Origin of the sequence: Stutzerimonas sp. S1 (assembly GCF_025966695.1) — a bacterium.
Taxonomy (GTDB): Bacteria; Pseudomonadota; Gammaproteobacteria; order Pseudomonadales; family Pseudomonadaceae; genus Stutzerimonas.
The window spans coordinates 576,450-592,297 of record NZ_JAOEIY010000002.1 but is presented as its reverse complement, the minus strand read 5'-3'; the positions used below and the strand labels follow the sequence as shown (position 1 = coordinate 592,297).

Sequence of the window (15,848 nt, the reverse complement as noted above, 5' to 3'; positions counted from 1 at the left end):
CCAGCTGTCACCGGTAGAGTTTGAGAAGCGACATTTACTGAGCCTGGAAAGTGTCTAAGAAATCCGGGGCGATTCAAGGTTATCTACTCGAAGCGCAAGAGTCTCACCATTTCTGTCGAGCGTGACCGTTCCATAGTGGTGAAAGCGCCGGAAGGCACAGCGCCGGAAAAGATTCGTCAGATCGTGGAATCGCGCAAGCTGTGGCTTTACGAAAAGACCCGCCATGCACAGAAATACAGCCCGCTGCCGCATCCGCCGGGAAAGGAGTTGGTGGCTGGAGAGTCCCTGCCCTACCTGGGGCGGTATTACCGCATTGAACTGGTGGCAGGCGATGGGGGCATCCGATTCGAGCAGAAATTCTTAGTGCCGCAGGCGCTGGCGGGCAAGTCAGCGGCATTCCGCAACTGGTTCGTGGCGCGCGCCGAGGAGAAAATACTGCCGCGCGTGAAGATGTACGCCAACCACCTCGGGGTCACTTACAAGGAAGCCAAAGTCGGGGACGGCAAATACCGCTGGGGCTCATGCACACCGAACGACAACGTGATCTTCAACTGGCGCTTGATCAAGGCGCCTATGTTCGTGATCGACTATGTAGTGGTGCACGAGCTGGCCCACCTTATCGAACCTAACCACACGCCCCGTTTCTGGAACATCGTGAACGCACAGGCGCCAACAATGGATAAAGCCAAGGCGTGGCTACAGAAGCATGGCGCTCTGCTGGAGCAGGATATTTGACAGCGCCGCGGCGGCAGCGAGTGATCACTCCTCTGGCATGCCTGCAGGGTGAAAAGTAAACGTATCGCAAAAGGTGATTAACACCAGTGCAGCCTCGATGAGTCTTCGGATGAGTTCTACCTACCACCGTATTATCAGCTTGGGTACGTCTGGACGAGCAGGCAGTGCATCAGTTGATTGAGGGTATCGAGAAGCAGATTAATGCACGATCGGCACTGCATACTTTATCGGCAACGTGTAGTGTCGCCGATCGACTACGGGTATCCCTGACTTAGTTTCAGGGACTTTTGCGGGGAACCATTGAAAACCGTTGGATAGAGTAGAGCAATGGCTGCAGCGAGCGCTCAGAATTACCCTTTTAAAATCAATGCTTTGTAAGGTCGACCTCCGGCATGGGGTGCAAGGGGTCGAGTGTTCGAATCACTCCGTCCCGACCAAAAAACCCTAGAAAATCCAGTCACTTAGCGGTGACTGGATTTTTTTATGCCTGATGGTTTTCTGTCTCGATCGAATTTTGTGCCACTTTTTGTGCCACTGGGTTTTCGAGGCTCCAGATGGCTCATCTGGAGGGTTGTTTCGGGAGATACAGCTCGTGCTGTTCCTCGCTCAGGATAAGCATCTCCAAGACCTTGGTTCTGGATAGCTCGTGCTCTTCAGCAAGCTTGTCCAGGACTGCGTTGACGCTCAGGGGGAGCACAAAGTTGTATTGCTTCTTCTCGACAGCCTTCTCGCGCGTTTTTTGCGTGCTCCAGCGCCTCTTAATTTTGTCGACATAGAGTTCCTTTTCCTCGTCTGAGGCTCCGCTATGGTCGAAAAACTCCAGCAGCTCAGTGAGCTTTGTAAAGGGCTCGGCGCGCCACGTTAGCCTGGGCTTGTTTTTCTCGAGCCAGCTCCATGCCAGAGCACATTTTGCGCGTTCGTCCTTGTCTTTGAACCAGCTGTAGTCCATAGCTCTTAACTACCTGTCCACCAGTTCCGGGACAGACCAGACCTCGCCACTGTTGACGCCCAGCCGCGTTATTAACGACAGCGAATTGCCCGGTGCGACCACCTCATTGGGAACAACTGCGACCCCAGAATCAAGCCTTTCATGGATAGGCTTCTTATGGGTGGCTGGCTGCAGCGCCGAAGGTGGTCGACCGGTTGGGAACCGACACCTTCGGTGCCGCGGCAGCGAGCCCCGCCTCAGCAGGGCCCGTGTCGCCTCATCCCGCCTTGCCGCGGCTTCAGCCTTCGTCTCCCGAGGTGTTAAACCTGAAAGTGTCCGACTTGCTGGCGCAATGCACCGCCGAGGCGTGCCAGTTCCACGCTGGAGGCGGCGGTCTGCTCCGTGGACGCGGCTGACTCATCGGCAATATCTCTGACCCGCGTGACGCTACGACTGATCTCTTCGGCTACGGCGCTCTGTTCCTCTGTTGCAGCTGCAATCTGCTGCATCATCCCCTGAATGGCAGTAATCATGCGGGTGATATCGGCGACTGCGGCGCCCGTATCGTCCACCCCGGCGACGGTGCGCTCAGTTAGCTCACTGCAGTTATGCATGGTCGCCGCGGCTTCTTCGGCGATGCGCTGTAGTCCTTCTATCAGCGATTGGATCTCCACCGTGGCATCCTGAGTGCGCCGTGCCAACGTGCGAACTTCATCGGCCACCACGGCAAACCCACGACCAGCGTCGCCTGCGCGTGCCGCTTCGATGGCAGCGTTCAAGGCCAGTAGATTGGTTTGATCGGCGACGGACTTGATGACGTCCAATACACCTCCGATCTGTGCGCTCTCTTGCTTGAGGCGCGCCATGGCACCGGTAGACTCCGCCACTTCCTTGGCGAGCTGCTTGATCTGGCTGACCGCCTCGCGCGCCGTGGCCTCACCGGCCTGGGCTTGCTGATCAGCGCAGAGCGCTGCGCTGGCCGCCTGTTCCGAATTGCGAGCGACTTCCTGAACGGTTGCCGCCATCTCGTGTATCGCAGTGGCGACCTGATCGACTTCCTGCCGCTGAGCCACCACGCCAGCGCTCGCGTGTTCGGTTGCGTTCGACAGCTCCGCCGCGGCGCCGGATATGGTCTGCGCCGAATTGCGCACTTGGCCGATCAGCTCGCCGAGGTGCTGCTGCATCTCGCGAAGAGACGCCATGACGCTACCCGCGGGCGCTTGGTCTGCGCCCGGTAAGGTGCGCATGTCGCCGGAGGCCACGCGTTGCGCGGCGGCGGAAAGCTCAAGCGGCTCGGCGCCCAAGGTCCGCAGCAGGCTTCTGACGATGCCAATACCGAGCCCCAGAGCGAGCAACACAGCGCATGTGCAGACTGCAATCATCAGGTTGCGCTGAGTTTCGTATTCGCTGAGTTCGGCTTGTACATCATCGTTCGCCGTCTTTCGACTGTGCTGCATATAGGCTTCTCCTGCAGCCAGGAGCTGCCGCAACAGCGGGATGCAATCGCGGTTTATTCGTACGATGGCTTCATCGCGCTGTCCAGCGATGGCGCGCTCCACGATATTCAGCGCAACCGGTCCGTACAGATCTTCAACGCGGGAAATCTCGGCAAGCAACTGCCGCTCTTTTTCTGACTGTGTTACGGGGAGCCTGCCCAAGGCATTTTTCAGATCTTCGAGACGCGTTTGAACGTCGCGGTGTGCCTCGAGCACCACGGCACGCTCCCGATTCAGATCGACGTCAGCGACGGTCAACACCAGGTTGCGGGCAGCAACGGCACGACGCTGCGCCGCGACGAGGAGTTGGGCGGCGAGCTCCTGGCGAGCGTTTACACCTTGTACGTAACCCAGGAACGTGTTGTTGGACCTGGCCAACTCAAACAGGCTCAGAACGGAGACGAACAGCACGACAAGGGTCAGTGCGGCGAAGCTCAGGCCTAGTTTCAACTTTACGGTCAGATTCATTGGGGATCTCTCGCTGAGGCAGTCAATGGCTGGAAATGGCTGCGGTGGCGAAAAGATATCACAAAGCTATACAAAAATACCTAGGTGTATAGGTATTGCAGTATTTTTGCCTCTCCCTAACCTGTTTGCACAGCTGATGGCCAGCTTGATGAGCTGATCGTCTGCTTCGGATGGTCCGGCGCTCGGCGCTTCAGAGCAGGCATGAGACGTGGTGCGTCAGTGTTGTATGCCGACCTCCAACTGAATTTCCGGGCATGGGAGGGCGCTAGGGAGCGGCGTGATTGTTCATGAATGCCTTATCGGTTGTTACTGAGCGATCCAGCCACCATCGATGTTCCAGGCCACGCCGCGGACCTGCGCCGCCGCATCACTGCACAGATAGAGCGTCAACTCGCCGAGCTGTTCGGGTGTGACGAATTCCAGCGATGGCTGTTTCTCGGCAAGCAGGTCGTGACGGGCCCGCAGACGGTCGCCATCGGCCTGCGCGCGGTCGTCGATCTGTTGCTGAACCAGTGGTGTGAGCACCCAACCAGGGCAAATGGCATTGCAGGTAATGGCTTCACGTGCGGTTTCCAGTGCAATCACCTTGGTCAGGCCGACTACGCCGTGCTTGGCAGCGACATAGGCGGCTTTGCCTGCAGAGCCGACCAGTCCGTGTACCGAAGCGATGTTGATGATGCGTCCCCAGCCACGTTTGCGCATCCCGGGCAGCGCCAGCCGGGTGGTGTGGAAGGTTGACGACAGGTTGATGGCGATGATGCTGTCCCAGCGCTCCACGGGAAATTCGTCCACCGGTGCGACATGCTGAATGCCGGCATTGTTGATCAGGATGTCTAGCGCGCCGAATTCGCTTTCGACGAAGGCAACGAGCGCGGCGATCTCCTCGGGATCGCTCATGTCCGCTGGATGATGACGCACCTGCCCACCGGTGCGACGTACCGCGCCCAGCGCCTGCTCGACATCGCCGAAACCGTTGATTACCAAGTTTGCGCCAGCCATGGCCAGCCGACACGCGATGCCAAGGCCGATGCCGCTGGTGGAGCCGGTGACGAGGGCGGTTTTGCCTGCAAGATTCATTGTAGTTATCTCCTTGAAGGCGCCGGCTGCCGCCGGCGCAAAGGTAATCAGACGATGCCGGTAGCGTAGAACACGCCGATGATGAAGATCGTCGCGGTAGTGGCGATCAGTGTGATGGCGAAGAGGTCTTTGTAAGGCTCGCGGTGAGTTAGCCGCGGTAAGCGGCAAGCATCAGCACGGCCAATGCAGCAAGGGCGAAGATCACGCTTATTGGTTGGATCTCCTGGCCTTGCGAACGAAAACGTCGCAGGCACGGTTTGTTCTTGTGAGTGCGTAACGCCCGCGCATGGGCTGCAGGCTAGAACCATACCAGCCGCTAATTGGTTGATATCCGGAGCATTTTCAGGAGCCAGTTGATCGTGAGCGGATCGATGTGTCTCGAAAGCTGGACACTAGCCGAATAGCTTGACGGGATAGCGCCCAGAATCCTGTACATGAATGTGCTTCTGGAATCCGGATCCGGCGGGTGGTGGCGAGGCATGGGGGCGGTTCAGGGATGGAAGAAATCAATGCAAAGTTGTGGTTTCGCGAGTTTGAGTTTGCGACTTCACGATACGGGCCGTCGCTTCCGCGTATAATTGCCGGCTTTTGTTGATTGCTGGGGAATGGTCATGCGCGAGCGCTTGCTGGCGGCGGAGAAGGTGAAGTCGATCGACTGGTGCGAGGGTCGGCTGCGCTTGTTGGATCAACGCAAGCTGCCGACGCAAGAACTCTGGCACACCTATGACTCGGTCGCCGACGTTGCCGGCGCTATACGCGATATGGTGGTGCGTGGGGCTCCGGCCATCGGTATCAGCGCCGCCTATGGTCTGGTGATGGGGCTGCGTGCTCGGCTCGCCAGCGGTGGTGACTGGCGTCTGGCTCTTGAGGAGGACTTCCAGCTCCTCGCAGAATCTCGTCCGACCGCCGTCAACTTGTTCTGGGCGCTGACTCAGATGCGCGAGCGACTGGAACGGCTCAAGCCCGGCGAAGATCCTCTGGTCGCGCTTGAAGCACAGGCTGTTTCGATTCACGAAAGTGATCGCGAAGCCAATCTGACCATGGCTCAGTTCGGTGTCGAGCTGATTCGCAAGCATCAGGGCAATCCGCAGAACCTGTTGACCCACTGCAATACCGGCGCCCTCGCTACAGGAGGCTTTGGCACCGCGTTGGGGGTGATCCGTGCTGCCCATCTGGAGGGGCTGGTCGAGTGCGTCTATGTCGATGAAACCCGCCCCTGGCTGCAGGGCTCGCGCCTGACTGCCTGGGAGCTGGCAGGTGAAGGGGTGCCAGTGTGCCTGAACGTAGATTCGGCGGCGGCGCATCTGATGAAAACGCGTGGCATCAGCTGGATCATCGTTGGCGCCGATCGCATTACCGCCAATGGCGATGTGGCGAACAAGATCGGCACCTACTCGCTGGCGGTGCTCGCCATGCACCACGGCGTGCGGTTCATGGTGGTGGCGCCGAGCTCGACCATCGACATGGAGCTGGAAACCGGCGAGGAGATCCCGATCGAGGAACGTGCCGGCGCGGAGCTGCTGGAAGTCAACGGGCAGCGGTTCGCCGCGGATGTTGAGGCGTTCAACCCGGTGTTCGATGTCACGCCAGCCGACCTGATCGATGCGATCGTTACCGAGAAAGGCGTGGTCGAGCGCCCCAACGCCGCCAAGATGGCGGCACTGATGAGCCGCAGACGCTTGCACTGATTTACGGCATGTCAGGGCGTTCGTGCGGCTTTGTCGGCAGTTGCTTCGCGCCTGCTGGCTGAAGCCCGCGCCGCCTGACCTGTGTTACCATCCCGCGCTTATCGCAGGACCCTGCTGACTATAAGGAACCAGGCTTCCATGGGCGAACTGGCCAAAGAAATCCTCCCGGTCAATATCGAAGACGAACTGAAGCAGTCCTACCTCGATTACGCCATGAGCGTCATCGTCGGGCGGGCGCTGCCTGATGCGCGCGATGGTTTGAAGCCGGTGCATCGCCGCGTGCTCTTTGCCATGAGCGAGCTGGGCAACGACTGGAACAAGCCGTACAAGAAGTCCGCCCGTGTGGTCGGTGACGTGATCGGTAAGTATCACCCGCACGGCGATTCGGCTGTCTACGACACCATCGTACGCATGGCGCAACCGTTCTCGCTGCGCTACATGCTGGTCGACGGCCAGGGTAACTTCGGTTCGGTCGACGGCGACTCCGCGGCGGCCATGCGTTATACCGAAGTGCGCATGGCACGACTGGCGCATGAGCTACTCGCGGACCTGGACAAAGAAACCGTGGACTGGGTGCCGAACTACGACGGCACCGAGCAGATTCCAGCGGTCATGCCGACCAAGATCCCCAACCTGCTGGTCAACGGGTCCAGCGGTATTGCGGTAGGCATGGCGACCAACATTCCGCCGCATAACCTGGGCGAAGTCATCGATGGCTGTCTGGCGCTGATCGACAATGCCGATATCACCATCGATGAGCTCATGCAGTTCATTCCCGGGCCCGACTTCCCCACCGCCGGTATCATCAATGGCCGTGCTGGCATCATCGAGGCCTATCGTACCGGCCGCGGCCGCATCTATATCCGTGCACGCGCCGATATTGAAGATATCGATAAGGTAGGCGGGCGCCAGCAGATCGTTATCACCGAGCTGCCTTACCAGCTGAACAAGGCGCGGCTGATCGAGAAGATCGCCGAGCTGGTGAAAGAGAAGAAGATCGAAGGCATCACCGAGCTGCGTGACGAGTCCGACAAGGACGGCATGCGCGTGGTCATCGAACTGCGCCGTGGCGAAGTGCCCGAGGTGATTCTCAACAACCTCTATGCACAGACCCAGCTGCAGAGCGTTTTCGGCATCAACGTGGTGGCGCTGGTCGATGGTCAGCCGCGCACGCTGAATCTTAAGGAACTGCTGGAAGCCTTCGTTCGGCATCGCCGCGAAGTCGTTACCCGGCGTACCGTCTACGAGCTGCGCAAGGCCCGCGAGCGTGGTCACATCCTTGAAGGCCAGGCAGTCGCGCTGTCCAACATCGATCCGGTTATCGCGCTGATCAAAGCCTCGCCAACGCCGGCTGAAGCCAAGGATGCGCTGATCTCCACGGCCTGGGAATCGACTGCGGTCGAGGCGATGGTGGAGCGTGCCGGGGCGGACGCCTGTCGCCCGGAAGGGCTGGATCCGCAGTACGGCCTGCGTGATGGCAAGTACTTCCTTTCACCTGAACAGGCTCAGGCTATCCTCGATCTGCGCCTGCACCGTCTGACCGGGCTCGAGCACGAGAAACTGCTCAGCGAATACCAGGAGATTCTCACCCAGATCGGCGAGTTGATCCGCATTCTGACCAGCCCGGTGCGGCTGATGGAAGTCATCCGCGAGGAGCTGGAGAACGTCAAGCGTGACTTCGGCGATGCGCGGCGCACCGAGATTCTCGAGTCGCGCCTGGATCTGACCCTGGCTGATCTGATCACCGAAGAAGAGCGCGTGGTGACCATTTCCCACGGCGGCTACGCCAAGTCGCAGCCGCTGGCCGCCTACCAGGCGCAGCGCCGCGGTGGCCGCGGCAAGGCCGCAACCGGAGTGAAGGAAGAGGATTACGTCGAGCATCTGCTGGTCGCCAACAGCCACACCACGCTCTTGCTGTTCTCCAGCAAGGGCAAGGTGTACTGGCTCAAGACCTACGAGATTCCCGAAGCGTCGCGTACCTCTCGTGGCCGACCGCTGGTCAACCTGCTGCCACTCGATGAGGGTGAGCGCATCACCGCGATGCTGCAGGTCGATCTCGAGGCGCTGCGCAAGCAGGCGCCGGAAGGCGACGAGGAGCTAGACGACGATGCGCTGGTCATCGAACACGACGAATCCGATGAAAGCGAATCCGACGAGGGCGATGATGATGCGAAGGATGAGCCGACCGGCGCCTACATCTTCATGGCCACAGCCAAAGGTACCGTGAAGAAGACGCCGCTGGTGCAGTTCAGTCGTCCACGTACGTCGGGTCTGATTGCGCTGAAGCTGGAGGAGGGCGACACCCTCATTGCTGCTGCAGTCACCGATGGCGCACGCGAAGTGATGATGTTCTCCGATGGCGGCAAGGTCATCCGCTTCAAGGAGAGCAAGGTGCGCATCATGGGGCGCAATGCGCGCGGTGTGCGTGGCATGCGCCTGCTGGAAGGGCAGCGGATCATCTCGATGCTGATCCCCGAGCCAGGCGCGCAGATTTTGACGGCATCCGAGCGAGGCTATGGCAAGCGCACTGCGATGGCCGAATTCCCGCGTCGCGGTCGCGGTGGTCAGGGCGTGATCGCCATGGTCACCAATGAGCGTAACGGTCCTCTGGTCGGCGCCGTGCAGGTGCTCGAGGGTGAAGAGATCATGCTGATCTCTGATCAGGGCACGCTGGTCCGCACGCGGGTCGATGAGGTGTCGTCGCTGGGGCGCAACACTCAGGGTGTTACCCTGATCAAGCTGAGCAAGGACGAGCATCTGGTCGGCCTTGAGCGGGTGCAGGAACCGTCGGAAGAAGAGGTGCTGGACGACATCGAGGCCATCCTCGACGAGAACGCGCTGGAAAAGGAGATGCCTGTGGTCAGCACTGAGCCGAGCGAAGACGAGTTGCTGGGCGGTGGTGGCGACGTGTCGCCGGATGTTGTGCCGACCGACGACGAGGAGTGATTCCGACGGCAAGCGATAGCTTCTGCTGGACGCCTTTCACCGCAAGCCGGTGAGGGGCGAGTGTTCTGAATGGCTGGTTATCTAATTCGAGTTGAGAGCAAACGACGTGAGCAAACGCGCCTTTAACTTCTGCGCCGGTCCGGCTGCACTTCCGGAAGCTGTACTGCAACGCGCCCAGGCGGAACTCCTCGACTGGCAGGGCAAAGGCCTGTCGGTCATGGAAATGAGTCACCGTAGTGACGATTACACGGCTATCGCCAGCAAGGCCGAGCAGGATCTGCGTGACCTGTTGTCGATTCCTTCCGACTACAAGGTGTTGTTCCTGCAGGGCGGTGCCAGTCAGCAGTTCGCCGAGATCCCGCTGAATCTGCTGCCCGAAGATGGCGTTGCTGATTACGTCGATACCGGTATCTGGTCGCGCAAAAGCATCGAGGAAGCGCGTCGCTTCGGGATCGTCAATGTGGCGGCCACGGCCAAGCCTTACGACTACTTCGCCATTCCCGGTCAGAACGAGTGGCAACTGAGCGACAACGCTGCCTATTTGCACTATGCCAGCAACGAAACCATCGGCGGCCTGCAGTTCGACTGGGTGCCGGATCTGGGGGATACCCCGCTGGTAGTGGACATGTCGTCCGATATCCTGTCGCGTCCGATTGATGTGTCGCAGTTCGGTTTGATCTACGCCGGCGCGCAGAAGAACATCGGGCCATCCGGCTTGGTGGTGGTAATCGTCCGGGAAGACCTGCTCGGCCGCGCCCGCTCCAGCTGCCCGACCATGCTCGATTACAAGGTCGCCGCCGACAACGGCTCGATGTACAACACCCCGGCGACCTTTTCCTGGTACCTCTCCGGGCTGGTGTTCGAGTGGCTGAAGGAGCAGGGTGGAGTTGAGGCGATGGAGCAGCGCAACCGTGCCAAGAAGGAACTGCTCTACGGTTTCATCGACTCCAGCGAGTTCTACACCAATCCTATCAGTATCAATGCGCGTTCCTGGATGAACGTTCCGTTCCGCTTGGCGGACGAGCGCCTGGACAAGGTGTTCCTCGCCGGCGCAGATGCACGCGGGCTGCTCAACCTGAAAGGCCATCGCTCGGTTGGTGGCATGCGTGCGTCGATTTACAACGCGGTCGGTCTGGACGCGGTGCTGGCGCTGGTTGCCTACATGGCCGAGTTCGAGAAGGAGCACGGCTGATGAGCGACGCCGATCAACTCAAGGCGCTGCGCGTACGCATCGACAGCCTCGATGAGAAGATCCTCGAGCTGATAAGCGAACGTGCGCGTTGCGCCCAGGACGTTGCGCGAGTGAAAACCGCCACCCTGGCCGAGGGCGAACAGGCGGTGTTCTATCGTCCGGAGCGCGAGGCGTGGGTGCTCAAGCACATCATGGAGCTGAACAAAGGGCCGCTGGACAACGAGGAGATTGCGCGCCTGTTTCGCGAGATCATGTCCTCTTGCCTGGCGCTCGAGCAACCGCTGCGAGTGGCCTATTTGGGGCCGGAAGGCACATTCTCTCAGGCTGCTGCGCTCAAGCACTTCGGTCACTCAGTGATCAGCAAGCCGATGGCTGCGATCGACGAAGTGTTCCGCGAGGTTGTCGCCGGCGCGGTGAATTTCGGCGTGGTGCCGGTGGAGAACTCCACTGAAGGTGCGGTCAACCATACTCTCGACAGCTTCCTCGAACACGACATCGTCATCTGTGGCGAGGTCGAGCTGCGGATTCACCATCATTTGCTGGTGGGCGAGACGACCAAAACCGATCGAATCACGCGCATCTACTCCCATGCCCAGTCCTTGGCGCAGTGCCGCAAGTGGCTGGACTCGCATTATCCGAACGTGGAACGTGTGGCGGTTTCCAGCAATGCCGATGCAGCGAAGCGGGTGAAAAGCGAATGGAATTCCGCGGCGATCGCTGGTGACATGGCCGCTCAATTGTATGGTCTGCGTAAACTCGCCGAGAAGATCGAGGACCGACCGGATAACTCCACGCGATTCCTCATTATCGGCAGCCAGGAAGTGCCGCCCACTGGCGATGACAAGACGTCGATCATCGTGTCGATGCGCAACAAGCCGGGTGCGCTGCACGAACTGCTGGTCCCTTTCCACGCCAATGGCATCGATCTCACGCGTATCGAGACGCGTCCGTCACGCAGCGGCAAGTGGACCTATGTGTTCTTCATCGACTTCCTTGGGCATCACCAGGATCCTTTGATCAAGGACGTGCTGGAGAAAATCGGCCAAGAGGCGGTAGCACTGAAGGTGCTTGGTTCCTATCCGAAGGCAGTGCTTTAAATACTCTGGCGGCAAGCACAAGTCTCAAGCTTCAAGCGGATCGACGCCTGGCTTTTGCTTGTGGCTTGCAGCTGCAAGCTTGAGACTTTTCTATGAGCTGTGATTTCCTCGCCCTGGCGCAGCCGGGCGTGCAAAAACTGTCGCCATACGTGCCCGGCAAGCCTGTCGATGAACTGGCGCGTGAATTGAATCTGGACCCTGCCGGCATCGTCAAGCTGGCCAGTAACGAGAATCCGCTCGGGCCGAGCCCCAAGGTCTTGGCAGCCATCCAGGCGGAGCTTCCCGAACTGACCCGCTACCCGGACGGCAACGGTTTCGCGTTGAAACAGCGTCTGGCGCAGCGCTACGCCGTACGCAGCGAGCAGATCACCTTGGGCAACGGTTCCAACGACATCCTCGAGCTGGTGGCTCGTGCCTATCTGGCGCCGGGGCTGAATGCAGTGTTCAGCGAGCATGCCTTTGCCGTCTATCCCATCGCGACTCAGGCCGTCGGTGCGACCGGCAAGGTGGTGCCGGCGAAGAACTGGGGACACGACCTAGACGCCATGGCTGCTGCGATCGACGAGAACACCCGCGTGGTGTTCATTGCCAACCCCAACAATCCGACGGGCACCTGGTTCGGCGCCGACGAGCTCGGGCGCTTTCTGGCGCGTGTGCCGGAGTCGGTGCTCGTGGTGCTGGACGAGGCCTATATCGAGTATGCCGAAGGCAGTGATTTGCCGGACGGACTCGAGTTTCTCGCGGCGCATCCCAATCTGCTGGTATCGCGGACCTTTTCCAAGGCCTATGGTCTGGCAGCGTTGCGGGTAGGTTATGCGATCTCCTCGGCGCAGATCGCCGGCGTGCTCAACCGGGTGCGCCAGCCATTCAATGTCAACAGCCTGGCCTTGGCCGCGGCCTGTGCAGCACTGGATGACACCGAGTACCTCACGGCCAGCCGCAAGGCCAATACGGCTGGCATGCGCCAGCTGGAAACCGCGTTTGCGGAGTTGGGCTTACAGTGGATTGCCTCGAAAGGCAATTTCATCGCTGTAGATTTTGCTCGGGATGCGGCCCCGATCAACCAGGCGCTGCTGCGCGAGGGCGTGATCGTGCGGCCGATAGCCAGTTACGGCATGCCGACCTTCTTGCGCGTTTCCATCGGTACCGAGGCGGAGAATGCACGCTTCATCGAGGTGCTGCACAAGGTGCTTGCTTCGTGAGCGAAACCACGGCGAAAGTCGCCGATGTACCCATTGTTGGCCGGTTGGTGGTCATCGGTCTCGGCCTGATCGGCGGCTCTTTCGCCAAGGGGCTGCGCGAGCTAAACCTGTGTCGGGAAGTGGTCGGTTTCGACCTGGATGCTCGGTCTCGCGAATTGGCGGTCGAGCTTGGAGTCGTCGATCGCTGCGCTGACACGCTCGAGGAGGCGTGCGCCGGTGCGGAGGTGATCCAGCTCGCCGTGCCGATTCTTGCCATGGAAAAATTGCTCGCGCAACTGGCACAGCTCGAGCTTGGCGACGCGGTGCTGACTGACGTCGGCAGCGCCAAGGGCAATGTGGTGCGCTGCGCTAGCACAGTGTTCGGTAGCATGCCCCAGCGGTTCGTACCGGGGCATCCGATCGCAGGTTCCGAGCAGAGTGGCGTTACCTCTGCGCAGAGCAAGTTGTTCCGCCGGCACAAGGTGATCCTGACGCCGCTGGAAAATACCGATCCTGCAGCGCTTGCCCTGGTGCACCGGCTGTGGGCGGCGCTTGGTGCGGATGTCGAGCACATGGAAGTACGACACCACGATGAAGTGCTAGCTGCGACCAGTCATCTACCGCATCTTCTGGCGTTCGGCCTGGTGGACTCGCTGGCCAAGCGCCACGAAAACCTAGAAATCTTTCGCTATGCGGCAGGTGGCTTTCGCGACTTCACTCGCATTGCCGGCAGCGATCCGGTGATGTGGCATGACATCTTTCTCGCCAATCGCGAAGCGGTGCTGCATACCCTGGATGATTTTCGTAGCGACCTCGACGCGTTGCGCGCCGCGGTCGATGAAGGAGACGGGCGCAAGCTGCTCGGCGTGTTTACCCGCGCCAAGGCTGCCCGCGAACATTTCAGTAAAATACTGGCTCGCAGAGCTTATGTGGACGTTATGCATTCCAATGATCTGATTTTCCTCGCCAATCCAGGCGGTAGCCTGGCGGGGCGGCTGCGCGTACCTGGCGACAAGTCGATTTCCCACCGCTCGATCATGCTCGGCTCGCTCGCCGAAGGCACCACGGAAGTAGAGGGTTTTCTCGAGGGCGAAGACGCGCTGGCCACCATCCAGGCGTTTCGTGACATGGGAGTGGTCATAGAGGGCCCGCACCAGGGGCGGGTGACCGTACACGGCGTGGGTCTGCATGGTCTCAAGCCGCCGCCTGGCCCTATCTATCTAGGTAATTCCGGTACCTCCATGCGCCTGTTGTCCGGTTTGCTGGCGGCGCAGCCATTCGACACCACGCTGACCGGCGACGCTTCGCTGTCCAAACGGCCGATGAATCGCGTGGCCAAACCGCTGCGCGAGATGGGCGCGGTGATCGAAACTGCCACGGATGGTCGCCCACCGTTGACCATTCGCGGGGGGCAACAGCTTGTCGGCATGCACTACGACATGCCGATGGCCAGCGCGCAGGTCAAGTCCTGTCTGCTGCTTGCGGGGTTGTACGCGTCTGGCCAGACGTCCGTAACGGAGCCGGCACCGACCCGCGATCATACCGAGCGCATGCTGCGCGGCTTCGGTTACCCGGTGAAGGTGGATGGCAGCACGGCGACCGTAGAGTGTGGTCACAAGCTCACGGCTACACATATCGAGGTGCCGGCCGATATTTCCTCGGCGGCCTTCTTCATGGTTGCAGCGAGCATCTCTCCAGATTCAGATGTGCTGCTCGAGCATGTGGGAATCAATCCGACACGTACTGGTGTGATCGACATCCTGAAGCTGATGGGGGCCGACATCACCCTGGAGAACCAGCGCGAAGTCGGAGGAGAGCCTGTGGCGGACATCCGTGTGCGTGCGGCCGGCCTCAAAGGTATTGATATTCCCGAGCAATTGGTGCCGCTGGCAATCGATGAGTTCCCCGTGCTGTTCATCGCCGCGGCCTGCGCAGAAGGGCGTACAACGCTTCGTGGAGCCGAGGAGTTGCGGGTGAAGGAATCGGATCGAATCCAGGTCATGGCTGATGGACTGCAGACTCTGGGTATCCAGGCCGAGCCCACTCCGGACGGCATCGTCATTGAAGGTGGGGCGATGGGCGGCGGTGAAGTCTGGGCGCACGGCGATCACCGCATTGCCATGTCCTTCAGCGTGGCAGCGCTGCGAGCCTCGGCACCGATCCGCATTCATGACTGCGCCAACGTCGCGACATCGTTTCCCAATTTCCTCGCACTGGCCGAGCGGGCTGGAATGCGGGTGCACTCGGAGGGCGGATCATGATCGGCTCGATACCAGTCATTACCATTGATGGCCCGAGTGGCTCGGGCAAAGGTACCGTCGCGGCGCTGCTAGCCGGCACGCTTGGCTGGAATTTTCTGGATTCCGGAGCGCTATATCGGCTATTGGCCTTCGCAGCGTGTAACCACGGTGTCGACCTCTCCAATGAGGAGGCGCTGAAGGTGCTGGCGGCACACCTAGACGTGCAGTTCGGCGCGGCGCGTGAGGGGCACGGTATGGTCATCATCCTGGAAGGAGAAGACGTTACCGAGGCCATCCGCAATGAACAGGTCGGCGCCGGTGCGTCGCAGGTTGCGGCTTTGCCGGCGGTCCGCGAGGCGCTGCTGCAGCGGCAAAAAGCTTTTCGCGAGGCGCCCGGTCTGGTGGCCGACGGGCGGGACATGGGAACTGTCGTGTTTCCAGACGCGCCGCTGAAGATTTTTCTCACCGCGAGTGCGGAAGAACGTGCCCGCCGGCGTTTCCTGCAGTTGAAGGCGCGTGGCGATGATGTTAACCTCGCGAGTCTTCTCGAGGAGATTCGGGCGCGCGACGAACGCGACACCCAGCGTGCGGTGGCTCCGTTGAGACCTGCAATTGATGCGGTTCAGCTGGATTCCACTACACTTTCCATCGAGCAGGTGCTGGAACAGATTCTGGGCGAAGTCGCCAAGCGCGATTTGGCAGGATGATCGGAGCGCCGAAAGGCGACTAAACAACTCGACGATGTGAGTAATCACCTCGCTGAGTTGTTAACAAGGAGGCATGTGGGAGACCAGACCCAG

Annotated in this window: 11 protein-coding genes and 1 pseudogene; 8 read left to right on the top strand and 4 right to left on the bottom strand. The window is 60.2% G+C overall.

What is annotated here, in order from left to right:
• Positions 1-81 precede the first annotated feature (81 nt).
• The gene (locus N8H22_RS06635; protein ID WP_346658371.1) at positions 82-735 is read left to right on the top strand and encodes a SprT family zinc-dependent metalloprotease; all 654 of its coding nucleotides are present in this window, start codon (positions 82-84) and stop codon (positions 733-735) included.
• 559 nt (positions 736-1,294) lie between these two features.
• Here the strand turns inward: N8H22_RS06635 and N8H22_RS06630 are convergent.
• The 4 genes and pseudogenes from N8H22_RS06630 to N8H22_RS06615 all read right to left on the bottom strand — a co-directional run.
• Entirely contained in the window at positions 1,295-1,684 is a 390-nt protein-coding gene (locus N8H22_RS06630; protein WP_264589819.1) for a hypothetical protein, read from the bottom strand.
• A gap of 299 nt (positions 1,685-1,983) precedes the next feature.
• Positions 1,984-3,627, bottom strand: coding sequence for a methyl-accepting chemotaxis protein (locus tag N8H22_RS06625; RefSeq protein ID WP_264589818.1), 1,644 nt, complete (start codon positions 3,625-3,627; stop codon positions 1,984-1,986).
• Between the two features lie 306 nt (positions 3,628-3,933).
• A complete protein-coding gene (locus N8H22_RS06620; RefSeq protein WP_264589817.1) occupies positions 3,934-4,704 on the bottom strand; it encodes a 3-hydroxybutyrate dehydrogenase in 771 nt (256 codons plus the stop codon).
• Between the two features lie 47 nt (positions 4,705-4,751).
• Positions 4,752-4,856, bottom strand: a pseudogene (locus N8H22_RS06615) (hypothetical protein); the annotation flags it as partial.
• A 459-nt stretch (positions 4,857-5,315) separates the two neighbouring features.
• Here N8H22_RS06615 and mtnA point away from each other — a divergent pair.
• The 7 genes from mtnA (at position 5,316) to cmk (ending at position 15,755) form a co-directional block, all read left to right on the top strand.
• Positions 5,316-6,392, top strand: a complete 1,077-nt coding sequence (mtnA, locus tag N8H22_RS06610) for an S-methyl-5-thioribose-1-phosphate isomerase (RefSeq protein ID WP_264589816.1) — start codon at positions 5,316-5,318, stop codon at positions 6,390-6,392.
• 138 nt (positions 6,393-6,530) lie between these two features.
• Positions 6,531-9,338: a DNA gyrase subunit A gene (gene gyrA / locus N8H22_RS06605; RefSeq protein WP_264589815.1), complete on the top strand. Its 2,808-nt coding sequence runs from the start codon at positions 6,531-6,533 to the stop codon at positions 9,336-9,338.
• A gap of 106 nt (positions 9,339-9,444) precedes the next feature.
• The gene (gene serC, locus N8H22_RS06600; protein ID WP_264589814.1) at positions 9,445-10,530 is read left to right on the top strand and encodes a 3-phosphoserine/phosphohydroxythreonine transaminase; all 1,086 of its coding nucleotides are present in this window, start codon (positions 9,445-9,447) and stop codon (positions 10,528-10,530) included.
• Positions 10,530-11,627 (top strand): prephenate dehydratase, encoded by a 1,098-nt coding sequence (gene pheA / locus N8H22_RS06595; protein WP_264589813.1) that lies wholly within the window; start codon positions 10,530-10,532, stop codon positions 11,625-11,627. Before serC ends, pheA begins: the two co-directional genes overlap by 1 nt.
• Positions 11,628-11,719: 92 nt before the next feature.
• Positions 11,720-12,829 carry a histidinol-phosphate transaminase gene (gene hisC, locus N8H22_RS06590; protein WP_264589812.1) on the top strand — a complete coding sequence of 370 codons (1,110 nt, stop codon included), beginning with the start codon at positions 11,720-11,722 and terminating at the stop codon, positions 12,827-12,829.
• A complete protein-coding gene (locus N8H22_RS06585) occupies positions 12,826-15,069 on the top strand; it encodes a bifunctional prephenate dehydrogenase/3-phosphoshikimate 1-carboxyvinyltransferase (RefSeq protein WP_264589811.1) in 2,244 nt (747 codons plus the stop codon). Before hisC ends, N8H22_RS06585 begins: the two co-directional genes overlap by 4 nt.
• Complete coding sequence (gene cmk / locus N8H22_RS06580) at positions 15,066-15,755, top strand: (d)CMP kinase (RefSeq protein ID WP_264589810.1); 690 nt, start codon at positions 15,066-15,068, stop codon at positions 15,753-15,755. Before N8H22_RS06585 ends, cmk begins: the two co-directional genes overlap by 4 nt.
• Positions 15,756-15,848: the final 93 nt, after the last annotated feature.

Excerpts from the sequence above, each read along its gene's own strand:
- hisC (WP_264589812.1), top strand. The coding sequence starts at position 11,720 with ATGAGCTGTGATTTCCTCGCCCTGGCGCAGCCGGGCGTGCAAAAACTG.
- pheA (WP_264589813.1), top strand. The coding sequence starts at position 10,530 with ATGAGCGACGCCGATCAACTCAAGGCGCTGCGCGTACGCATCGACAGC.
- cmk (WP_264589810.1), top strand. The coding sequence starts at position 15,066 with ATGATCGGCTCGATACCAGTCATTACCATTGATGGCCCGAGTGGCTCG.
- mtnA (WP_264589816.1), top strand. The coding sequence starts at position 5,316 with ATGCGCGAGCGCTTGCTGGCGGCGGAGAAGGTGAAGTCGATCGACTGG.
- gyrA (WP_264589815.1), top strand. The coding sequence starts at position 6,531 with ATGGGCGAACTGGCCAAAGAAATCCTCCCGGTCAATATCGAAGACGAA.
- N8H22_RS06620 (WP_264589817.1), bottom strand. The coding sequence starts at position 4,704 with ATGAATCTTGCAGGCAAAACCGCCCTCGTCACCGGCTCCACCAGCGGC.
- N8H22_RS06625 (WP_264589818.1), bottom strand. The coding sequence starts at position 3,627 with ATGAATCTGACCGTAAAGTTGAAACTAGGCCTGAGCTTCGCCGCACTG.
- N8H22_RS06630 (WP_264589819.1), bottom strand. The coding sequence starts at position 1,684 with ATGGACTACAGCTGGTTCAAAGACAAGGACGAACGCGCAAAATGTGCT.